Here is a 15519-nt window from a genome sequence, read left to right as displayed (position 1 = left end):
TTAATTATAGAAGCCAAACAAGCAAGAAGTCAAGCCTGAAAATGCAAAATCGGCTTTTATACTTGGCGAAACGCTTCCCAAATTTGCTCAAGCTCTTCTTCCGTGCCTTGAAAGCGTTCTTTGGAAAAGCGCTCTCCGACCCAGTGCATCATCTCCGGACGGCTGAGGAACGTATGGCATTCTTCGCCCCATTGGTCGGAAATTTCACGTAAAATCAATTGTTTGCCGTTCACTTCCACGGTCAGCATATTCCATTTATCGGTTTTGTAAATCGTATGTTTTTTAATCACGTGCGGGGAACCTCTTTTCAACATAATAATGAAGGACACAACCAGTCTCTCTACTCGCGAATCATACCTTAACTGCCGCGGAAAATCAAGGCGGTACGGGATACGGGACAATCGGCATTGCGTCCCACTCCAAACCGTGGTAATATCCTGCTAAGCTTCAGCATCGGCCGGAGGGCGGGTGGAGGCCCAGAGCTATCAAGATGAGTCGAGACGAGGAGAGTGCTTTGGAGATGAGCAAAGAACGGAAAGCGTATGAACAAATCGGCGTAGCCATGACGTGCCGATCCTATGACGAGTATGTACGGATGTTTGCCTTGAGACCCGAGCTGCTGCAAAGCGGAGCGGTGTTGGACGTGGCGGCGGGGGCCTCATCGTTCGTGGCCGAAGCATGCGGCCGAGGTTACGATGCCCGGGCGGCAGACCCGCTGTATGCGCTGGAGCCGGAAGCGATCCGCGCGAACGGCGTCCGGGAAATTGAAGCTTCCACAGCGAAGCTGGCGGCAATTCGGGAGCAGTTCGACTGGAGCTATTACGGCGATGTGGATCGCCATCGTTCCAATCGCGAGGCGTCGCTCGAACGATTTGCCGCGCACTACGAAGCGGAGCGGTCGAACGGCCGTTACGTGCCGGCTAAGCTGCCGCGCCTGCCATTCGAAAGCGGCGAGTTTTCGCTGGTGCTGGTCAGCCATTTTTTATTTCTGTATCACGAGCAATTCGACTATGACTTCCATCTCGCGGCGCTTCAAGAGCTGATGCGCGTTTGCCGGCGAGGCGGCGAAGTACGGATTTACCCGGTGATTACGCTGGGGTGGGATCGTTATCCGCTGCTTGAGCGGCTGTCGGAAGCGCTGGGCCGGCAAGGGATTCAAGCCTCGCTGCCGGAGTCGTCGCTGCCGTTCATTCCGGGCTCCAAAGAGCTGCTGAGATTGGCGTATGAATAAGAGGAAGCAAGTTGATTTATCCTCATACTGGTGGTATAATTGAATTATTCGCCCTTGATGGCGATACATCTAGGAGGTTGTTTTCATTGAAAGGTACAGTAAAATGGTTTAACGCAGAAAAAGGCTATGGTTTTATCCAAGTTGAGGGCGGAGACGATGTATTCGTTCACTTCTCGGCTATTCAAGGCGATGGCTTCAAAACGTTGGAAGAAGGCCAATCGGTTGAGTTCGAAATCGTTTCCGGCAACCGCGGTCCTCAAGCAGCTAACGTTATCAAGCTGTAAGATTTAAACTAACTACGATGCCCGGGCTGTTGCGACAGTCGGGTTTATAACATATATCGTTGGGTAGTTGTCTTCTGCCGTATGCATCATGAGACAAATCAGAGCCTGCAGGCGGTTCTTGGAACTTCGGTTCCGGGAACCGTTTTTTTGTATATAGATACCTGGACAAATCTTTGACCCACCCGCGGCAGCTGGTGTAAACATAAATGTGATATTTTGAGCGATAGGGAGCGTTAGGATATGCCTAAGTTTACGCACCCGCATGAATTCGAGAAGGTGAAGACCGCGCTGGAGGCGCAGGGACTGCAGTTTGCCGAAGCCTCGGTCAGCTGGATTCCGCAGAACACGATCAAGGTAGAAGGCGAAAATGCCGAAAAGCTGCTCAAAATGATGGACTCGTTCGACGATCTGGACGATGTGCAGGACGTTTATTCGAATTACGAAATGGACGAGGAAGAAATGGCCAAGATCGGCTAAAGGTTCGCGTTATCGCGTTATAGAAACTCCCCCGAACATCCAAGGATGAGCGGGGGAGTTTTTGTCATGGTCTGACGGGCCTTGAACTTCTGGAGATCCTGCGCAACGAGGCGCACCAGCGTTAATAGCGCGTATCGTTTAATCGACGATACGGAGAATATCGTCCACCGGCTTGCGGGGCAGCCGGGCCGGACGCTCCAGCGGATGGCCGAGCGCGATAACCATATTGATTTGACATTCGGGCCGGATGTCCAGGTACGTGCGGAGCCTGTCTTGCGCGAGCAGCACTGGACCGGTCATCGGACAAGTGGCCAGCCCGCGGGCGTGAGCCGCAAGCATCAGGTTTTGCGAAGCGAGGCAGCTGCTCTTGATGCCTTCTTCGTCCCATACATGGTCCGGGACTAAGTGAACCGGATCGAAGATGCGCTCGCGGAATTTGGATTGGTAAGGAGTCGCGAGACACACGATGAGCACGGGAGCGTCGGAGAAGGCCGTGGCGTAAGGTCCGAACGACTTGGTCAGCAGCCGGGCTTCCTTAGACAGGCCGCGCTGCTCCGCCTCGGAGGCGCGCTTGTGCAGCTCTTCCCATGTGATAGCTTCGATCTCCTTGATTTTGTTGCGGTTCGTGACGGCAATGAATTCCCACGTTTGCGAGTTCGTATCGCTTGGAGCATACCGCGCGCAATCGATCAGCTCCTTAATATCTTCAACGGAAACCGGTTCGTCCGAGTATTTGCGGACGCTTCGACGGTCTAACAAAATTTCCTTGAAATCTTCATAGGCAAGCACACGGGTCGCTTCAGTCATCTTTCATCATCCTCTTTCGTGTTTAACAGACAAGCACCACAAATTTAGTACTTGGTGCTAAAAGCTACACTCATTATACCGGGAGACTAAAGAAATAACAACCGCCGTTCAGCCTTTTTACGGAATGACGACGGTGTCGCCTTCCTGAAGGCCGCTGACAATTTCCGTTTTCTCCGGCGTTTCCACGCCGATTTTGACGGTTCTGCGCTCGAGTTCGCCTTGTGCCGTTTCCATCATCACATAATATTCGTCTTTCTCCCGCTGTACGGACAAGGTCGGGATGACCAATACGCCGGTTTTCTTATCGGTTTGAATGGAGGCGGTCAAGCTCAGACCCGCGATAAGCCGCTCGTTCGGTTCGAGCGAAATGACGACCTCGAACTGAGCGGCACTCCCGGACGCGTCCGAGGCGCTTTTGGCGAATTTGGACAGCCGTTCGACTTTGCCCTGCAGCTTCAGCCCCTTCAAGGCGTCGACGCGCACCTCTACGGGCAATCCTTCGCTAAGCCGGAACAGATCGAACTCGCCGACCATACAGATGAGCTGGAGCTTCGACAGATCGACGATTTTGCCGATCCGCTCGCTTTCTTTCACGGACTTCGGTTCCTTCGTGCTATCGAATAAGAAAATGCCGTCTTCCGGCGCGGTAAACTGCGAAGACTTAAGCTTCTCGATCTTCTCGGTTAACTGCGTTCGTCCATGCTCCAGATTTAACCGGTTGATTTCCTCTTGGATTTTGCGGCTTTCGTTCTGCGCGAAGCGCTGCTTGGCGTCGGCTTCGGAAATGCCCGTCGAAGCGTCGCCGCTTCCTATCGTCGCTTGAAATTCACCCAAACGGATATCGAGCTCCTGCTTGCGGGCGGACGCCTGAAGCTCGGCGATTTCATTGCGCAGGTCCGTATCGACGAGCTGGAAGAGCAGGTCGCCCTTTTTCACCTGTTGGCCTTCCTTCACATTCCACGATTTGACATCGGCGGCGAAGGGGGCATTGATGTACGTTTCCTGCTGATACGATGATTTGCCTTTGACCTCGACGCTGCTGGCCAAATCTTCGCGGGTCACTTTGAATTTAAGCGCATTCGTCGTTTGCATCGCCGCCTGCTTCGATTTGTCGGCCGGTCGGCTTTGCCAGAACAATAAACCTGTCACCCCGAGGACAAGCACGGTGGCGATGGCGATGATCCATTTTTTCTTTTTCATGGCAGCATGACTCCTATAACGTGATTAATCCCGTTTGATCGCAGTTAACGCATCGGTGCGGGATGCCTTGACAGCCGGATAAATGCCGGACAGCACACCGGTCATAATGGCGAAGAACAAGCCGAGCGGCAAAATCCACAGACTGATGAACAAAATCTCTTCGCTGCCGGATCCGCCCGAAAAACGCATGATGACGATATTGATCGCCCAGACGACCCAATACGAGAGCAGAATGCCGACTAGCCCGCCAAGCAGTCCGAGCAACGCGGATTCGACCATGAACATGTTGCGGATTTGCCTCAGATTCGCCCCGAGCACTTTCATGATGCCGATTTGTCTGCGCCGCTGGTAGGTTGACATCGTCATTGCGACGACGATCGAAATCGAGGCGACGAACAGGATAAACAAGCCGGCCCCGCCAAACACGATTCGTACGATCATAAGCTCGGACTGTATCCGCTCTTCCCGGTACAGGTTCGTCTGCACATCAAGCTTGAGCTTCTTCAACAGCTCCTCCACTTCTTTGACGTGGGAGCTGTCGGTCACTTTTACTTTCACTTCGTCGTAATCGGCTGTTGTCGCGGGTTGTCCGCCGCTGTTCGGCCTTTCTTGACCACCGTTCATTAACGCCTGCGCCTCGGACAATCGTTTGCCGAGCGCGGGTGAGACATAGGCGATCTTCTGATTCGAGACGATGTCGTCCGACATGCCCTCGGGCTTCTTCAGAATGCCTGCGACACGTACAGGAATGGAGACGCTCTCCCCGCTGCTCGCTCCGAAGCCTTGCGGCACAAGCGTAATCAGCTTCTGGTACATGGGATAGGCGAGCGTCCGCTGTTCGCGCCAGGCTTGCATCGCTTCGCGTTCGTTCTCGTAGTTTCGTGTTCTCGACACTTGTTCGTCCTGCAGTCCCATCGTCGCCCCGTAGCTGAGGATGATCGTATTCTCGAGGTCGGACGGGCCGCCTTGCTGGAGCTCGATGCCGAAATCGTCAAGCGTGTCCAGCTCGCTTGCGTAAATTTCGTTCAAGTACCCCTTCTTGTTATCGAGCTCCAATTGAAACCCGTGTAACGTCCGATAGGTCGACAGCGCCTTCATATGCGGGAAGCTGCGAATCAGATCGATTTTGCTCTGGGTCAGCTCGTAGGGCTTGGACGCGTTCGGATCGCCGTCCGGCGCCCCGGTTTCCGGACCGCTGCCAGAGCGGACGGAAATTTCGTCCGATTTCAGAAAATCGTACATCCGCGCCTTGCTGAACTGGTTGATCGATTCGCCGAACGAGAGGGCGACAATGATCGAAGCCGAGCCGATGGCGATTCCCATCGCGCATAAAGCGGTGACAACGATCCGGCGCTTGAGCTGATCCCAGCCGAGCTTGATGTAGTCGGTCAGCTTCATCCGGTTTCACCCGCCCATGCACCGTCTTCGACGAGGCGTCCGTCCCGCAGTTGAATGACCCGCTGGGCGCGGCGGGCCACCTCGAGCTCGTGCGTGACAATGACGAACGTAATGCCCAGTGTTCCGTTCAGCTCGATCAGCAGGTCGATGATCTCCTTCTCGGTTTTCGTATCCAGGTTCCCGGTGGGCTCGTCGGCAAACACGATGGCCGGCTCGGTCACCAGGGAACGCGCGATGCTGACCCGCTGCTGCTGGCCGCCGGACAGCTGGGACGGGAACATTTCCGTTTTCTCGCCGAGTCCGACCTTCGTCAGCAGCGACACCGCTTTGTCCCGGCGCTCCTTTGGTTTCACAGCTTGAAATACGAGCGGCAGCTCGACATTTTCCCGTACCGTCAAATGAGGAATCAGTTCGTACGATTGAAAAATAAAACCGATATGCGAACGCCGAAATTCGGCGAGCTGATTTTCGCTCATTTTCTCGATCGGGCTGCCGTCGATGAGGATGCTGCCGGTTGTCGGTTTCATCAGGCCCGCCATGAGATTGAGCAGCGTCGACTTGCCCGAGCCCGAACTGCCGAGCAGCGCGACCATTTCGCCTTTGGCGATGTGGAAATCGATTTCATGGAGCACCGGCGTAGCTTCTACGCCGTTCTTGAAGCTGTGAGACAACTGATTGACCGCAAGCACATAACCCCTCCGTTACTTATAGTTCTACCTCTGAGTATGACGGATGATCTTTCCAGAACGTTGCACGTTGTACCGGTTCTTAAGAAATCTTTAAGAAGTGAGTTTCGCCGCACCAAAAAGCCGCCCGGTTTCGCTCGACTTATTAGACGAACGAAGGGGCGGCGAATCCTGCATAGTCAGGCTTGAAAATCGCGGGCGCCGTTCGCACCGGTGCTCCGGGCGTGAAGGACGAGAAAGCAAATCATCGCTACGAACGCGAGTCCCGATCCGAAGGCATACATCGTCTGCGGGCTGAAGTCGTTAAAGATCCAGCCGCCGATCGTACCGCTAAGCAGCCCGGCGACCCCCGACCAGATGACGGCGAACACGGCTTGTCCGCTTGCCCGGTATTGATCGGGAATGACCATTTGGATGTACCGGATCGCCGTGAACAGGAAGATGCCGAATGACACCGAATGCATCAATTGCGTTACGATGACCCAGAGAGGGTTGTCGATCCAGCTCATCATCAGAAAGCGGATGCCGTACACGAGGCTGCAAACCGCCAGCAGCGGCAGCTCCTTATATTTGTGACCGTATTTGCTAAGCAAGAAAAAAGCGGGTACTTCGCTGAGGGCGGAAGCCACCCACGACCAGCCGATGAGGGAAGGGCTCGCTCCGAGCTCCTGCATGTATAAGACCAGGAAGCCGTCATTGAGCCTGTGCGCGGTAGCTACGATGAGCAGCGTCACCAGGAAGGCCAGGAACGGCCGCGAAGCGACTATCGGGACGAAGCCCGAGAAGTCGGGCTTCTTGATTTGCGGGTCGCGTGCGTCCTTCAACAGGAAGGCCAGCAGCAGCGAAATGATCAGCACCCCGACCGTCAGCACCGGCGTTAAGGTTGCACCGTAATATTTCAACAGCTGTCCGAAGCCGAGCGCCGCAGCGGCGAACCCGATCGAGCCCCATACCCGGTAGGAGGCATAGCTTTTGCGGGTTCCGCTGACCGTTAACAGAATCAGGCTGTCGTTCAGCGACATCATCGGCTGCTGGAAGAAAAAGAAGACAGCCATCAGGGCAATCGTTAACGCGAAGGCATCCGTCCGGAACACGAGCAGGGAGATCGCGAGCTGGCCGATGACGATCAGGATGAGCACCTTGCGGATCGTCCGGTACTTGTCGCTCATCATGCTCCAGAACAGGTTGGCGACGATGCCGACCAGCGGCCCGACGGAGTACAGCAGACCGATTTGTATGGTGGTGTATCCTCTGTATTGAAAGTAAAGCGGGAAATACGAAGTGATGATGGCGATCATCATAAAAAAGGAAAACGTAAAGCTTCGTAAGACCAGATCATTGCGCCTCATGGGCGATTCCGCAGTCATGAGCGTCCACTCGATTCTGTGTTAATTTTGTCCGCTGTCCGTGTGTTCGGTCCGATGCTTCCCGGAACCGTCCGATCGCGGGCCGCTGCACGCAGGACCTGCCAGACGACGGCCGCTTCGGCCGCGAGTCCCAGCGATTGCGCCAGCGCTCCGATCATCCCGTTCCAGCCTGGCGTCATGAACACGCAAACGACTAAGGTTAACAGGGTTATGCACACGTTTGCAGCTTGTGACCATACCATCGTTTTCGTTTGGCCGCTCAGCATTAACAGCCCGTTGCCGTAATCGAGCCATGGAAAAACCAGCGTCAACAGCGTAAATACGCGAAGCGTTGACAGAGAAGCGTGCATCAGCCGCTCGTTCACGCCCATCACCTGCTCCATGAACCAGGGTCCGATGTCCGTGTAGGAAAGCAGGGAGAGCAGCAGCGTCGGAATTAACGACAGCATCAAGGCGAAGCGCAGCACTTTCCGCGCATCTTTGCGGTAAAAGTTCAAGACGATCTGATGCGTGTAGGAGAAGAAACTGGTCACCAGGTTCGTCACGCTGGCGGCGATGGCAAATGCGGCGATCGCTAACTGAATATCGCTTGTTTTGCCCAGAAATGCATTAATGGCTGGCACCGACACGACTGCAATGACGGACGAATAGAGCAGCGGCTTGAAAAATCTGAATATTTGCGACGGCTTTTCAATCGGATGGTCGGGCTTCTTTTCCGGAATGTGGCGCTTTAGCAGCGACCGGCCCTCCCATATGCTGACGGCAGCCTCGATCACCATGCCGACAAGGAAGATGATGGCGCCGACTTTGCCGCTTGTTACGCCGGTGCGGATGAAATAAAGCGAGACGAGGTACATGCCGATAAGCCGGATCAGCATGCCGATTGTCAGCCACTTGGTACGCATATTGAAAATGATGACGCCGTGAAACAAGCAGCGCAGCCCTGAGAAAATGCTGACGAACATAAGGATGCGAAATACATCCATCATCGGTTCAATCAACGTCGGGTCCGCTCCGAACAGGCGGGCGAACACCCACGGACCTGCCGGGGTATAGCTTAAGATGGCGCCGAGCGCGAGAATAGTGCCGAGCACATAGAGGCTCACAACGGACATCGCCCGGAAGGAGATGCGGTCGCGAACCAGGGTAGAGCATGTTTGCCGGAGCAGTACGGCCGGTTTCTCGGTGATGCCGAGAATGCTCATCGGCAGGGCGTAGCTGGCGATGATGATTTCCGGATTGGCCGATCGCGCCAGCGTGCTGTTAATAATGACATGGGAGATGGTAACCAGGCTCGCCGATATGCCGAGCGGCAGGAAGAAGGCTAACAGCTGGCTGAACGTTACGCGTTGGTGCTCGGATTCATTCATAGCAGCCCCTCTTTTCACACAGTCCCCACATTATACCACGAACCCTGAAAATGGAGGAGAAAAATTTCGTTCCCTACTGGAACGAAGGTCTTGTTTCTGATACATTAATAGAATAAACTGTGAGTGCCTCTTGCAGGTCCGGGTTTAAAAGCTTACAAGGTGGTGCACCTCGCATGACCGATGTTTTTGTATGGGACGAACGGCTCGGCATTCCGCTGCCTCAGCTGAAGAAAGACTTCGAGGATTACTCGAAACGGGAGCAAGCCGAGCTGCTGCTGCGCTGGGAAGAGATCCGCGGAACGATTCCCGACCGGGTCAAACAAATCGAACGGATCATTATCGTGAAGCAGGACCAGTTGAATGTGGAAGACGACTTTGCAACCTCCTGCAGGCTGAACAGCGAAATCGCAGAACTTGCGAGCACGATCAATGAGCTTCATTTATGGTTCCGTGTCAATCAAGATATGGATGCCCGTGCGGCGCATCATTAAATGTAAAATGTAGAGACGAATTCAAGACGATAGACGCCATTAACCCCGGGAGGTTCGCGTAACGTGAGTTGGACAGAAAGCCTCGGCCGGATCGCAGCGCAGCTGACGAGCCATCGGCCTTCCTTGTACCCGACGGAGGAACTGGACGACTTGGCGGATTTGAAAATCTCCAAGCTGTCCACGGACGGATTCGAAGGCGAACGCCGCAGCTTCGCGCTTGCCGTGAAGGCTGGGCTGCATCTATTTAATGAAAGCCTGGATCATTCGCACAACCTTTCGCAAGACATCCATACGCCTGAAGGCAGCTACTGGCACGCCATCATGCATCGGATGGAGGGGGATTACCCGAATGCAGACTACTGGTTTCGGATGGCCGGCGGTCATCCCGCTCATCAGGAGTGGTCCGATCGGATCCGGGAGCGGCTTGCTGCGTTCGTGTGGGAAGATATCGGAAATCCCTCCTTTCGGGCCGCTTTCGAACAATGGTCGGCGGACGGGCGCTTCGAGCCTGCAGGCTTCAACCGGCTTATCGAAATGCAGGTGACGCGCACGAGAAATGAACGCGTGGAACAATTGCTGATCGAGCTTCAATGGGAAGAGATGCGGGCGCTGCTGCAGCACTGCTACGCGTTAAGCGGCGGAGGAGGGGATTTGTTTGAACCCCGGTAGCTCCAAAGCGGCCGTTCCGAACGGGCCTTTTCGTTTAGTCTCGAGGGTGTACCGCTACGTCCTGCCGGGCGTACGTGAACAGCTGGGTTATTGGCGCGATCGAGCCGAAACGATACCCGATCCCGAGCTGCGGAAGCAGGCCATCGACAGCATGACGGCGAAGGAATTTCACTGTATCGGAGGCGCAGTCTATGCGGCGGCTCATCCCGCGATGCGTCATGTGCTGATTCCGCTCATCGTCGCGTTCCAAACGATCAGCGACTACTTGGATAATTTGTGCGACCGCAGCACTTCGCTTGACCCGGACGATTTCCGCCGGCTGCATCAATCGATGCTGGACGCCGTCGATCCGTCCGAGCCGCTCCACGAATATTACGAATTCCGGACGGAGCGCGAAGACGGGGATTATTTGAACGATTTGGTCAAAACGTGTCAAGCCTCACTCCGCTTACTGCCGGCTTATCCGCTCGTGGCTGCCTCGGTTCGCGAACTGGTCGGGCTGTATTGCGATTTGCAGGTGTACAAGCACATCCGCAGAGAGCTGCGCGAGGAGGCGCTGCTCACCTGGTGGGAACGTCACAAGAGCCGCTTCCCGGCCATTCAATGGAACGAATTTGCCGCGGCGACGGGTTCGACGCTCGGGGTGTTTATGCTGTTTCTGGCGGCTTCGGAATCGCGCTTGCAGGCGGACACGGTACAGCGCATTCATGAGGCGTACTTTCCGTACGTCTGCGGGCTTCACATTTTACTCGATTATTTGATCGATCAAGAAGAAGATTTGTCCGGCGGTGATTTAAATTTTTGCAGCTACTATGCGAACATGGATGCCACGGTCGAACGAATCGCCGTGATCGTCGAGGAGGCGAAGCGCCATTCGCAGCTGCTGGAGCATCCGGCTTTCCACCGGATGATTATCGAGGGGCTGCTGGCGTTATATTTGTCCGATCCGAAGGTCAGCAAGCAGCAGGAGGTTAAGCGTATCTCCCGCCGTTTGATGAAAGGCAGCACGTGGATGCGGCTGTTCTTCCTCGTGAACAGCGTCTGGATTCGCAGGACCACGTAGCGGGAGCGGACAGCGCCACAGCGATGTAAGACCAACCTAAGATGCCAATGTTTTATATTTATAGAGATAATAAGGGCAGCGACAAGGAGGAAACCATCATGACAGTAAAAAAAATTGCCGTTCTCACGAGCGGCGGCGACTCGCAGGGAATGAACGCGGCGGTTCGCGCCGTCGTACGTAGCGGGCTGTTTCACGGCCTGGAAGTGTTTGCCGTACAGCGGGGATATGCCGGACTTATTAATGACGATATCCGGGAAATGGATTTGCGGAGCGTCGGCGATATCATTCAACGGGGCGGAACGATTCTGCAAACCGCCCGCTGTAAGGAGTTTATGACGCCGGAAGGGCAGCAGCTCGGTGCAGACAACTTGCGTAAGCGGGGGATTGACGGTCTCGTCGTGATCGGCGGAGACGGATCGTACCAAGGGGCGAACAAGCTGAGCAAGCTTGGAATCAAAACGATGGGTCTTCCGGGTACGATCGACAACGATATTCCGTTCACCGATTTCACGATCGGCTTTGACACAGCGGTCAGCATCGTCGTTGACGCCATCAACAAGCTGCGCGATACGATGAGCTCTCACGAGCGTTCGTCGGTCGTGGAAGTCATGGGCCGCCACTGCGGCGATATCGCGCTGTACGCGGGACTGGCCAGCGGGGCGGAGACGATTCTCGTACCGGAAGTGCCGTTTGACCTGGACGAAATTTCGAACCGGATGGCCGAAAATTTCGCACAAGGCAAACGTCATAGTATCGTTATCGTCGCAGAGGGTGTCTGTAAGGGCGAGGTCATTGCCCAGGAAATTACGAAGCGCAACGGCATAGAACCACGCGTTACGGTGCTCGGGCACATTCAACGCGGCGGCGCGCCTACGCATAACGACCGGATTCTGGCAAGCAGCCTCGGCGATTTCGCCGTGCGGAGCTTAATCCAGGGCGAATCCGGCAAAGCATGCGGCGTGATTAAGGGCCAGCTGACGCTGACCGATATCGATAAAGTGGTGCACACGAAGAAAGAATTTGATATGGATTTGTATGAGCTGACGAAACGTTTATCGCAATAATAGCGGCTTGCCTTACAAGGGCTTCTTTCCCGGAAAGAAGCCCTTGTTTGTTCAGGTGGAGCCTCGCCGCCTGCCGAAGATTTGCCTCATGGTTTCCCCGTTATTTGAAGCGGAGGCAAGCTTACGCAACTGCCGTATGCGGACCCGCTTGTTCGATGGAGGAAGAAGAGGGGGCTAGCCGCCCCTTCTTGCTCGCTCCGACCGAAGCGCATTTAAAATTTCGTGCGTCGGCCGGTTGCCTTTCGCTGCATAGAACACTTTGCCATCGGTGCCGATGACAAATACGATTCGCTGCTGACCGAGCAATCCGAACAACGTTTGCTCGACATCGTACGCTTGCCGAATCGATTCGCCTTCGTCCGTGACCAGCGGGAAATCGTAGTTGAACTTATTCGCGAATCGGCGGTGCTCCTCCAGGGTGCCCGGGTTGATGCCGAGCACGAGCGCATCAAATTCGGCGTACTGCGCTTTCGAATCGCGTACGGCACAAAGCTGCTTCGTACAAATGGGCGTTTCGTCCTTCGGGTAAAAGATGAGAACGATCGGCCGACGGCCTAAATCTTCGTCGAGACGGATCGTGCCTTGCGTGCTTTCCGCAGTAAATGCGGGAGCCGGTGTGCCGACTGCCAGCATGTGTTGTTCCTCCATTTCCTGCGAAACTAGAATGGAAATCTTGTCTCATCCCTCATTGTAACGGATGAAGCTAACCGGCCGCAATTCGGGTGGCTGCGCCGCCGCCGGAGCAACCCTCCTTGGTCTTGCCAAAGCCTGGCGAATCCGGTAGGATGGGAGAGCAAGCTATGCCCGGAGAACGGAGGGATCATCGATGTACTTATACAATATGGAAATTGAATTGCAGGACCGGCAAATCCGCTTGGTGGTGTTGGCCGAACGGGACGAAGAAGCTTTCGACCAGATTGAAGGGCTGCTGGCCCGGTTTTACGTGAAAACGCCGGAGGTGCTAGAGGCCGCTATCGTCGAGAAGAAACGAGCGACCAGAGGCGCAGGCTTCGTAATGGACTTGCAAGCCTAAACCGATGTTGTGGTAAAGCCGCTTCCGTTTTACAGTAAAGATACCCGAGTCTAACGGCGCTCATGTGAACGAGCTAAGGCAAGGATTGCCCGCCGCCGACGGCATCGTATTGGCGACGGCAGGAATATTGGGGCAGCTTGTCCGGCGCGTGGAAGAATGCGCTTGACTTTGTCGGCTTCGACCATTTCGACGGCAAGCCTGGGTTATCCGTTAGTTCAGCCGGAGGACGCCAAAACCCGAGCAAGGGTAGAGCGGCCTGTCGGCTATTTCGTTCATTGGCTCGTGCGGCTCACGAAACACAGATAAGGGAGAGGGAATCGTGGCAGCGATCCTGACGAACGATTGGGCCGATTTATTGGCCGACGAATTTAAACAACCGTATTATTTGGAGCTGCGGGAGTTTTTGAAGCGGGAATACGCTTCGCGCACCGTATATCCGGACATGCACGATCTGTTTAACGCTTTACACTTTACGGCATATGCCGATGTGAGGGCCGTCATCCTGGGGCAGGATCCGTACCATGGGGCGGGTCAGGCTCACGGTCTCAGCTTCTCCGTCAAGCCGGGCATTCCTGCGCCGCCTTCGCTGCAGAACATGTTGAAGGAGTTGCGGGACGATCTGGGCTGCCCTTTGCCCGATAACGGGTATTTGGTGCCTTGGGCGCAGCAGGGCGTTCTCTTGCTGAACACCGTGCTGACAGTTCGGGAAGGAGAAGCGAATTCGCATAAAGGAAAAGGCTGGGAGCGGTTCACCGACCGCGTCATCTCGCTGTTGAACGAACGGGAGAAGCCGATCGTATTCATTCTCTGGGGCAGTCATGCCCAGCAGAAGATGCAGCTGATCACGAACCGGCGCCATCTCATCCTGCGAAGCGTGCATCCCAGTCCGCTATCTGCGCATCGGGGATTTTTCGGCAGCAAGCCGTATTCGCAAGCGAATGCTTTCCTGCAAAGCATCGGCAGCGAAGCGATCGATTGGCAGCTGCCCGATCTCGGCGTTCGCCGAGGCAGCAGCGCATAAACTATCCGCCATGCCAAAGAGAGCGGATCGCCCCATACTTGCGGTGCGATCCGCTCTCTTTTAGTAATCGACGTCCGGCGTATACGTATTCACGGCGTTCCACAGCAGAAACTCTTCCACACCGTTATCCTTCAAGGCGCGGATCTGCTCTTCGATCTGCTGCTTGCCGTACCGGATATGCCCCGGCACCCAAGTGGCGGTAAAGTCTTGAATCCAGGGGCGGACGACGGGCTTGAGCTCCTGAAGCGGTTCCAGTTTTTTGTGCGTATCTTTAGTCGCGCCGTCAATGGTGGCGTAGGGAGCGGCGTCCGGCACTTTAGAGCCGAACCAGCCGGTCGAATAATGGCTCGGATAAATCATCGGACAGATGACGTCGACGTTCTGCGAAATTTTTTGAAAATCTTGCCCGATCCCTTCGGCAGCCGGTACGGAAGCGGCATAACCGAAAATGTCTACGGACACCCTTGCGCCGAGCGGAGCGAGCTGCTCGTGCGCGTATTTGACGAACTCGGCGACGGCATCGATGCGCGTCCGGTCGTCTTTGTCGTATTTCAGGGAGTCGGCCCTTTTCTCGAAGCCTTCCGGAAACCGGACGTAGTCGAATTGTATTTCTTTAAATCCGGCTTTTACGGCTTCTTTCGCCACTTCGATATTGTAGTCCCATACTTCTTTTTTATAAGGATTCACGAAGCTGTCGGGTGGATTTTTACTATTGCCCCAGACGGAACCGTCTGCGTTTAAGAAAGAAAGATCAGGACGTTTTTTGGCCAACAAGGTATCTTTGAATACGACGATGCGGGCAATCGGGTATACGTCGTGCTCACTCAGCGTCGACATAAGCTTGCCCACGTCGGGAATAATTTTTTGCGTTGTCTCCATGGCAAGCAAGGCCGGATTCCCGGTATCGTATGTAATATACCCCCAATCGTCCTTCACATCGATGACCATTGCGTTCAGCTCGGTGTCATCCATCAGCTTGAGCAGCGTGTTCATCCGCGAGCCGCCGGCACTGTGCGCCGTCGCATAGATGCCTTTTACGGCGGGGGCGTCCTTCTGCGGGTCCAGCTTGACGGCCGGCTTAAGCGGGTCTTCGGGATTGCCGTTCGGGGTTGCGGCTGGCTGCGTTTGCTGCACGATGGCGTTCTTGGAATCTAAGGACGCCTGCACCATTTGTTCGAACGTGGCGTCGGGATGGTCGGCGCTAACGCCGCTCCAAGCCATGAATAACGCGGCCACTAAGAGTTCCATGTTCGTCTCTCCCTGCTAGTATAATATCTATCATTATACCAAAGAAACCGAAAATCGATAGACAGCTTTGATACAATTTGACGAACCGTGCTACAATGCAAAGAATGATG

19 protein-coding genes are annotated in these 15519 nt (G+C 55.0%); 10 read left to right on the top strand and 9 right to left on the bottom strand.

The window, feature by feature from the left end; translation table 11 throughout:
* Window positions 1-56: 56 nt before the first annotated feature.
* Complete coding sequence (locus tag ACZ439_RS05565; protein ID WP_127606155.1) at window positions 57-290, bottom strand: hypothetical protein; 234 nt, start codon at window positions 288-290, stop codon at window positions 57-59.
* A gap of 230 nt (window positions 291-520) precedes the next feature.
* Here ACZ439_RS05565 and ACZ439_RS05560 point away from each other — a divergent pair, with 230 nt between their 5' ends.
* The 3 genes from ACZ439_RS05560 to ACZ439_RS05550 all read left to right on the top strand — a co-directional run bounded on the left by ACZ439_RS05560 (window position 521) and on the right by ACZ439_RS05550 (window position 1992).
* Window positions 521-1231, top strand: a complete 711-nt coding sequence (locus tag ACZ439_RS05560) for a class I SAM-dependent methyltransferase (RefSeq protein ID WP_464620737.1) — start codon at window positions 521-523, stop codon at window positions 1229-1231.
* A gap of 86 nt (window positions 1232-1317) precedes the next feature.
* Window positions 1318-1515 carry a cold shock domain-containing protein gene (locus tag ACZ439_RS05555; RefSeq protein WP_054796811.1) on the top strand — a complete coding sequence of 66 codons (198 nt, stop codon included), beginning with the start codon at window positions 1318-1320 and terminating at the stop codon, window positions 1513-1515.
* 240 nt (window positions 1516-1755) lie between these two features.
* Window positions 1756-1992 carry a YebC/PmpR family DNA-binding transcriptional regulator gene (locus ACZ439_RS05550; RefSeq protein WP_155614752.1) on the top strand — a complete coding sequence of 79 codons (237 nt, stop codon included), beginning with the start codon at window positions 1756-1758 and terminating at the stop codon, window positions 1990-1992.
* 138 nt (window positions 1993-2130) lie between these two features.
* Here ACZ439_RS05550 and ACZ439_RS05545 read toward each other — a convergent pair whose 3' ends face one another.
* From ACZ439_RS05545 to ACZ439_RS05520, 6 genes are all read right to left on the bottom strand, one after another.
* A complete protein-coding gene (locus ACZ439_RS05545; RefSeq protein WP_054796812.1) occupies window positions 2131-2799 on the bottom strand; it encodes a nitroreductase family protein in 669 nt (222 codons plus the stop codon).
* 117 nt (window positions 2800-2916) lie between these two features.
* A complete protein-coding gene (locus ACZ439_RS05540; RefSeq protein ID WP_141333805.1) occupies window positions 2917-3999 on the bottom strand; it encodes an efflux RND transporter periplasmic adaptor subunit in 1083 nt (360 codons plus the stop codon).
* Window positions 4000-4023: 24 nt separating this feature from the next.
* Entirely contained in the window at window positions 4024-5397 is a 1374-nt protein-coding gene (locus ACZ439_RS05535; RefSeq protein WP_054799234.1) for an ABC transporter permease, read from the bottom strand.
* Complete coding sequence (locus ACZ439_RS05530; RefSeq protein WP_054796813.1) at window positions 5394-6086, bottom strand: ABC transporter ATP-binding protein; 693 nt, start codon at window positions 6084-6086, stop codon at window positions 5394-5396. The genes ACZ439_RS05535 and ACZ439_RS05530 overlap by 4 nt, the downstream gene beginning before the upstream one ends.
* Window positions 6087-6262: 176 nt before the next feature.
* Window positions 6263-7450, bottom strand: a complete 1188-nt coding sequence (locus ACZ439_RS05525) for an MFS transporter (protein ID WP_230876123.1) — start codon at window positions 7448-7450, stop codon at window positions 6263-6265.
* The gene (locus ACZ439_RS05520) at window positions 7447-8820 is read right to left on the bottom strand and encodes a hypothetical protein (RefSeq protein ID WP_054799235.1); all 1374 of its coding nucleotides are present in this window, start codon (window positions 8818-8820) and stop codon (window positions 7447-7449) included. The genes ACZ439_RS05525 and ACZ439_RS05520 overlap by 4 nt, the downstream gene beginning before the upstream one ends.
* A gap of 173 nt (window positions 8821-8993) precedes the next feature.
* On the opposite strand from ACZ439_RS05520, the gene ACZ439_RS05515 reads away from it, so the two are divergent.
* The 4 genes from ACZ439_RS05515 (at window position 8994) to pfkA (ending at window position 12107) form a co-directional block, all read left to right on the top strand.
* Window positions 8994-9311 carry a hypothetical protein gene (locus ACZ439_RS05515; protein WP_054796814.1) on the top strand — a complete coding sequence of 106 codons (318 nt, stop codon included), beginning with the start codon at window positions 8994-8996 and terminating at the stop codon, window positions 9309-9311.
* A gap of 63 nt (window positions 9312-9374) precedes the next feature.
* Window positions 9375-9980 carry a hypothetical protein gene (locus ACZ439_RS05510; RefSeq protein WP_054796815.1) on the top strand — a complete coding sequence of 202 codons (606 nt, stop codon included), beginning with the start codon at window positions 9375-9377 and terminating at the stop codon, window positions 9978-9980.
* On the top strand, window positions 9967-11043 hold the full coding sequence (locus ACZ439_RS05505) for a tetraprenyl-beta-curcumene synthase family protein (RefSeq protein WP_054799236.1): 1077 nt from the start codon (window positions 9967-9969) through the stop codon (window positions 11041-11043). The genes ACZ439_RS05510 and ACZ439_RS05505 overlap by 14 nt, the downstream gene beginning before the upstream one ends.
* Window positions 11044-11141: 98 nt before the next feature.
* Entirely contained in the window at window positions 11142-12107 is a 966-nt protein-coding gene (gene pfkA, locus ACZ439_RS05500) for a 6-phosphofructokinase (protein ID WP_127606139.1), read from the top strand.
* Window positions 12108-12281: 174 nt separating this feature from the next.
* On the opposite strand, the gene ACZ439_RS05495 is transcribed toward pfkA, so the two are convergent.
* Window positions 12282-12740, bottom strand: coding sequence for a peroxiredoxin (locus ACZ439_RS05495; RefSeq protein WP_054796817.1), 459 nt, complete (start codon window positions 12738-12740; stop codon window positions 12282-12284).
* A gap of 193 nt (window positions 12741-12933) precedes the next feature.
* Between ACZ439_RS05495 and ACZ439_RS05490 the strand changes: the two genes are divergently transcribed.
* The 3 genes from ACZ439_RS05490 (at window position 12934) to ACZ439_RS05480 (ending at window position 14161) form a co-directional block, all read left to right on the top strand.
* Window positions 12934-13140 (top strand): DUF3906 family protein, encoded by a 207-nt coding sequence (locus tag ACZ439_RS05490; RefSeq protein WP_054796818.1) that lies wholly within the window; start codon window positions 12934-12936, stop codon window positions 13138-13140.
* A 137-nt stretch (window positions 13141-13277) separates the two neighbouring features.
* Window positions 13278-13475, top strand: coding sequence for a hypothetical protein (locus tag ACZ439_RS05485; protein WP_328133349.1), 198 nt, complete (start codon window positions 13278-13280; stop codon window positions 13473-13475).
* On the top strand, window positions 13460-14161 hold the full coding sequence (locus tag ACZ439_RS05480) for a uracil-DNA glycosylase (RefSeq protein ID WP_464620736.1): 702 nt from the start codon (window positions 13460-13462) through the stop codon (window positions 14159-14161). Before ACZ439_RS05485 ends, ACZ439_RS05480 begins: the two co-directional genes overlap by 16 nt.
* A gap of 60 nt (window positions 14162-14221) precedes the next feature.
* Here the strand turns inward: ACZ439_RS05480 and ACZ439_RS05475 are convergent, their stop codons facing one another.
* Entirely contained in the window at window positions 14222-15409 is a 1188-nt protein-coding gene (locus tag ACZ439_RS05475) for a putative glycoside hydrolase (protein WP_141333801.1), read from the bottom strand.
* Window positions 15410-15519 lie beyond the last annotated feature (110 nt).

It is taken from the genome of Paenibacillus sp. JCM 9796, assembly GCF_055379675.1.
This window is presented reverse-complemented; position numbering and strand designations above follow the sequence as displayed.

Excerpts from the sequence above, each read along its gene's own strand:
- ACZ439_RS05475 (WP_141333801.1), bottom strand. The coding sequence starts at position 15,409 with ATGGAACTCTTAGTGGCCGCGTTATTCATGGCTTGGAGCGGCGTTAGC.
- ACZ439_RS05560 (WP_464620737.1), top strand. The coding sequence starts at position 521 with ATGAGCAAAGAACGGAAAGCGTATGAACAAATCGGCGTAGCCATGACG.
- ACZ439_RS05550 (WP_155614752.1), top strand. The coding sequence starts at position 1,756 with ATGCCTAAGTTTACGCACCCGCATGAATTCGAGAAGGTGAAGACCGCG.
- pfkA (WP_127606139.1), top strand. The coding sequence starts at position 11,142 with ATGACAGTAAAAAAAATTGCCGTTCTCACGAGCGGCGGCGACTCGCAG.
- ACZ439_RS05490 (WP_054796818.1), top strand. The coding sequence starts at position 12,934 with ATGTACTTATACAATATGGAAATTGAATTGCAGGACCGGCAAATCCGC.
- ACZ439_RS05545 (WP_054796812.1), bottom strand. The coding sequence starts at position 2,799 with ATGACTGAAGCGACCCGTGTGCTTGCCTATGAAGATTTCAAGGAAATT.
- ACZ439_RS05515 (WP_054796814.1), top strand. The coding sequence starts at position 8,994 with ATGACCGATGTTTTTGTATGGGACGAACGGCTCGGCATTCCGCTGCCT.
- ACZ439_RS05525 (WP_230876123.1), bottom strand. The coding sequence starts at position 7,450 with ATGACTGCGGAATCGCCCATGAGGCGCAATGATCTGGTCTTACGAAGC.
- ACZ439_RS05540 (WP_141333805.1), bottom strand. The coding sequence starts at position 3,999 with ATGAAAAAGAAAAAATGGATCATCGCCATCGCCACCGTGCTTGTCCTC.
- ACZ439_RS05535 (WP_054799234.1), bottom strand. The coding sequence starts at position 5,397 with ATGAAGCTGACCGACTACATCAAGCTCGGCTGGGATCAGCTCAAGCGC.
- ACZ439_RS05495 (WP_054796817.1), bottom strand. The coding sequence starts at position 12,740 with ATGCTGGCAGTCGGCACACCGGCTCCCGCATTTACTGCGGAAAGCACG.
- ACZ439_RS05520 (WP_054799235.1), bottom strand. The coding sequence starts at position 8,820 with ATGAATGAATCCGAGCACCAACGCGTAACGTTCAGCCAGCTGTTAGCC.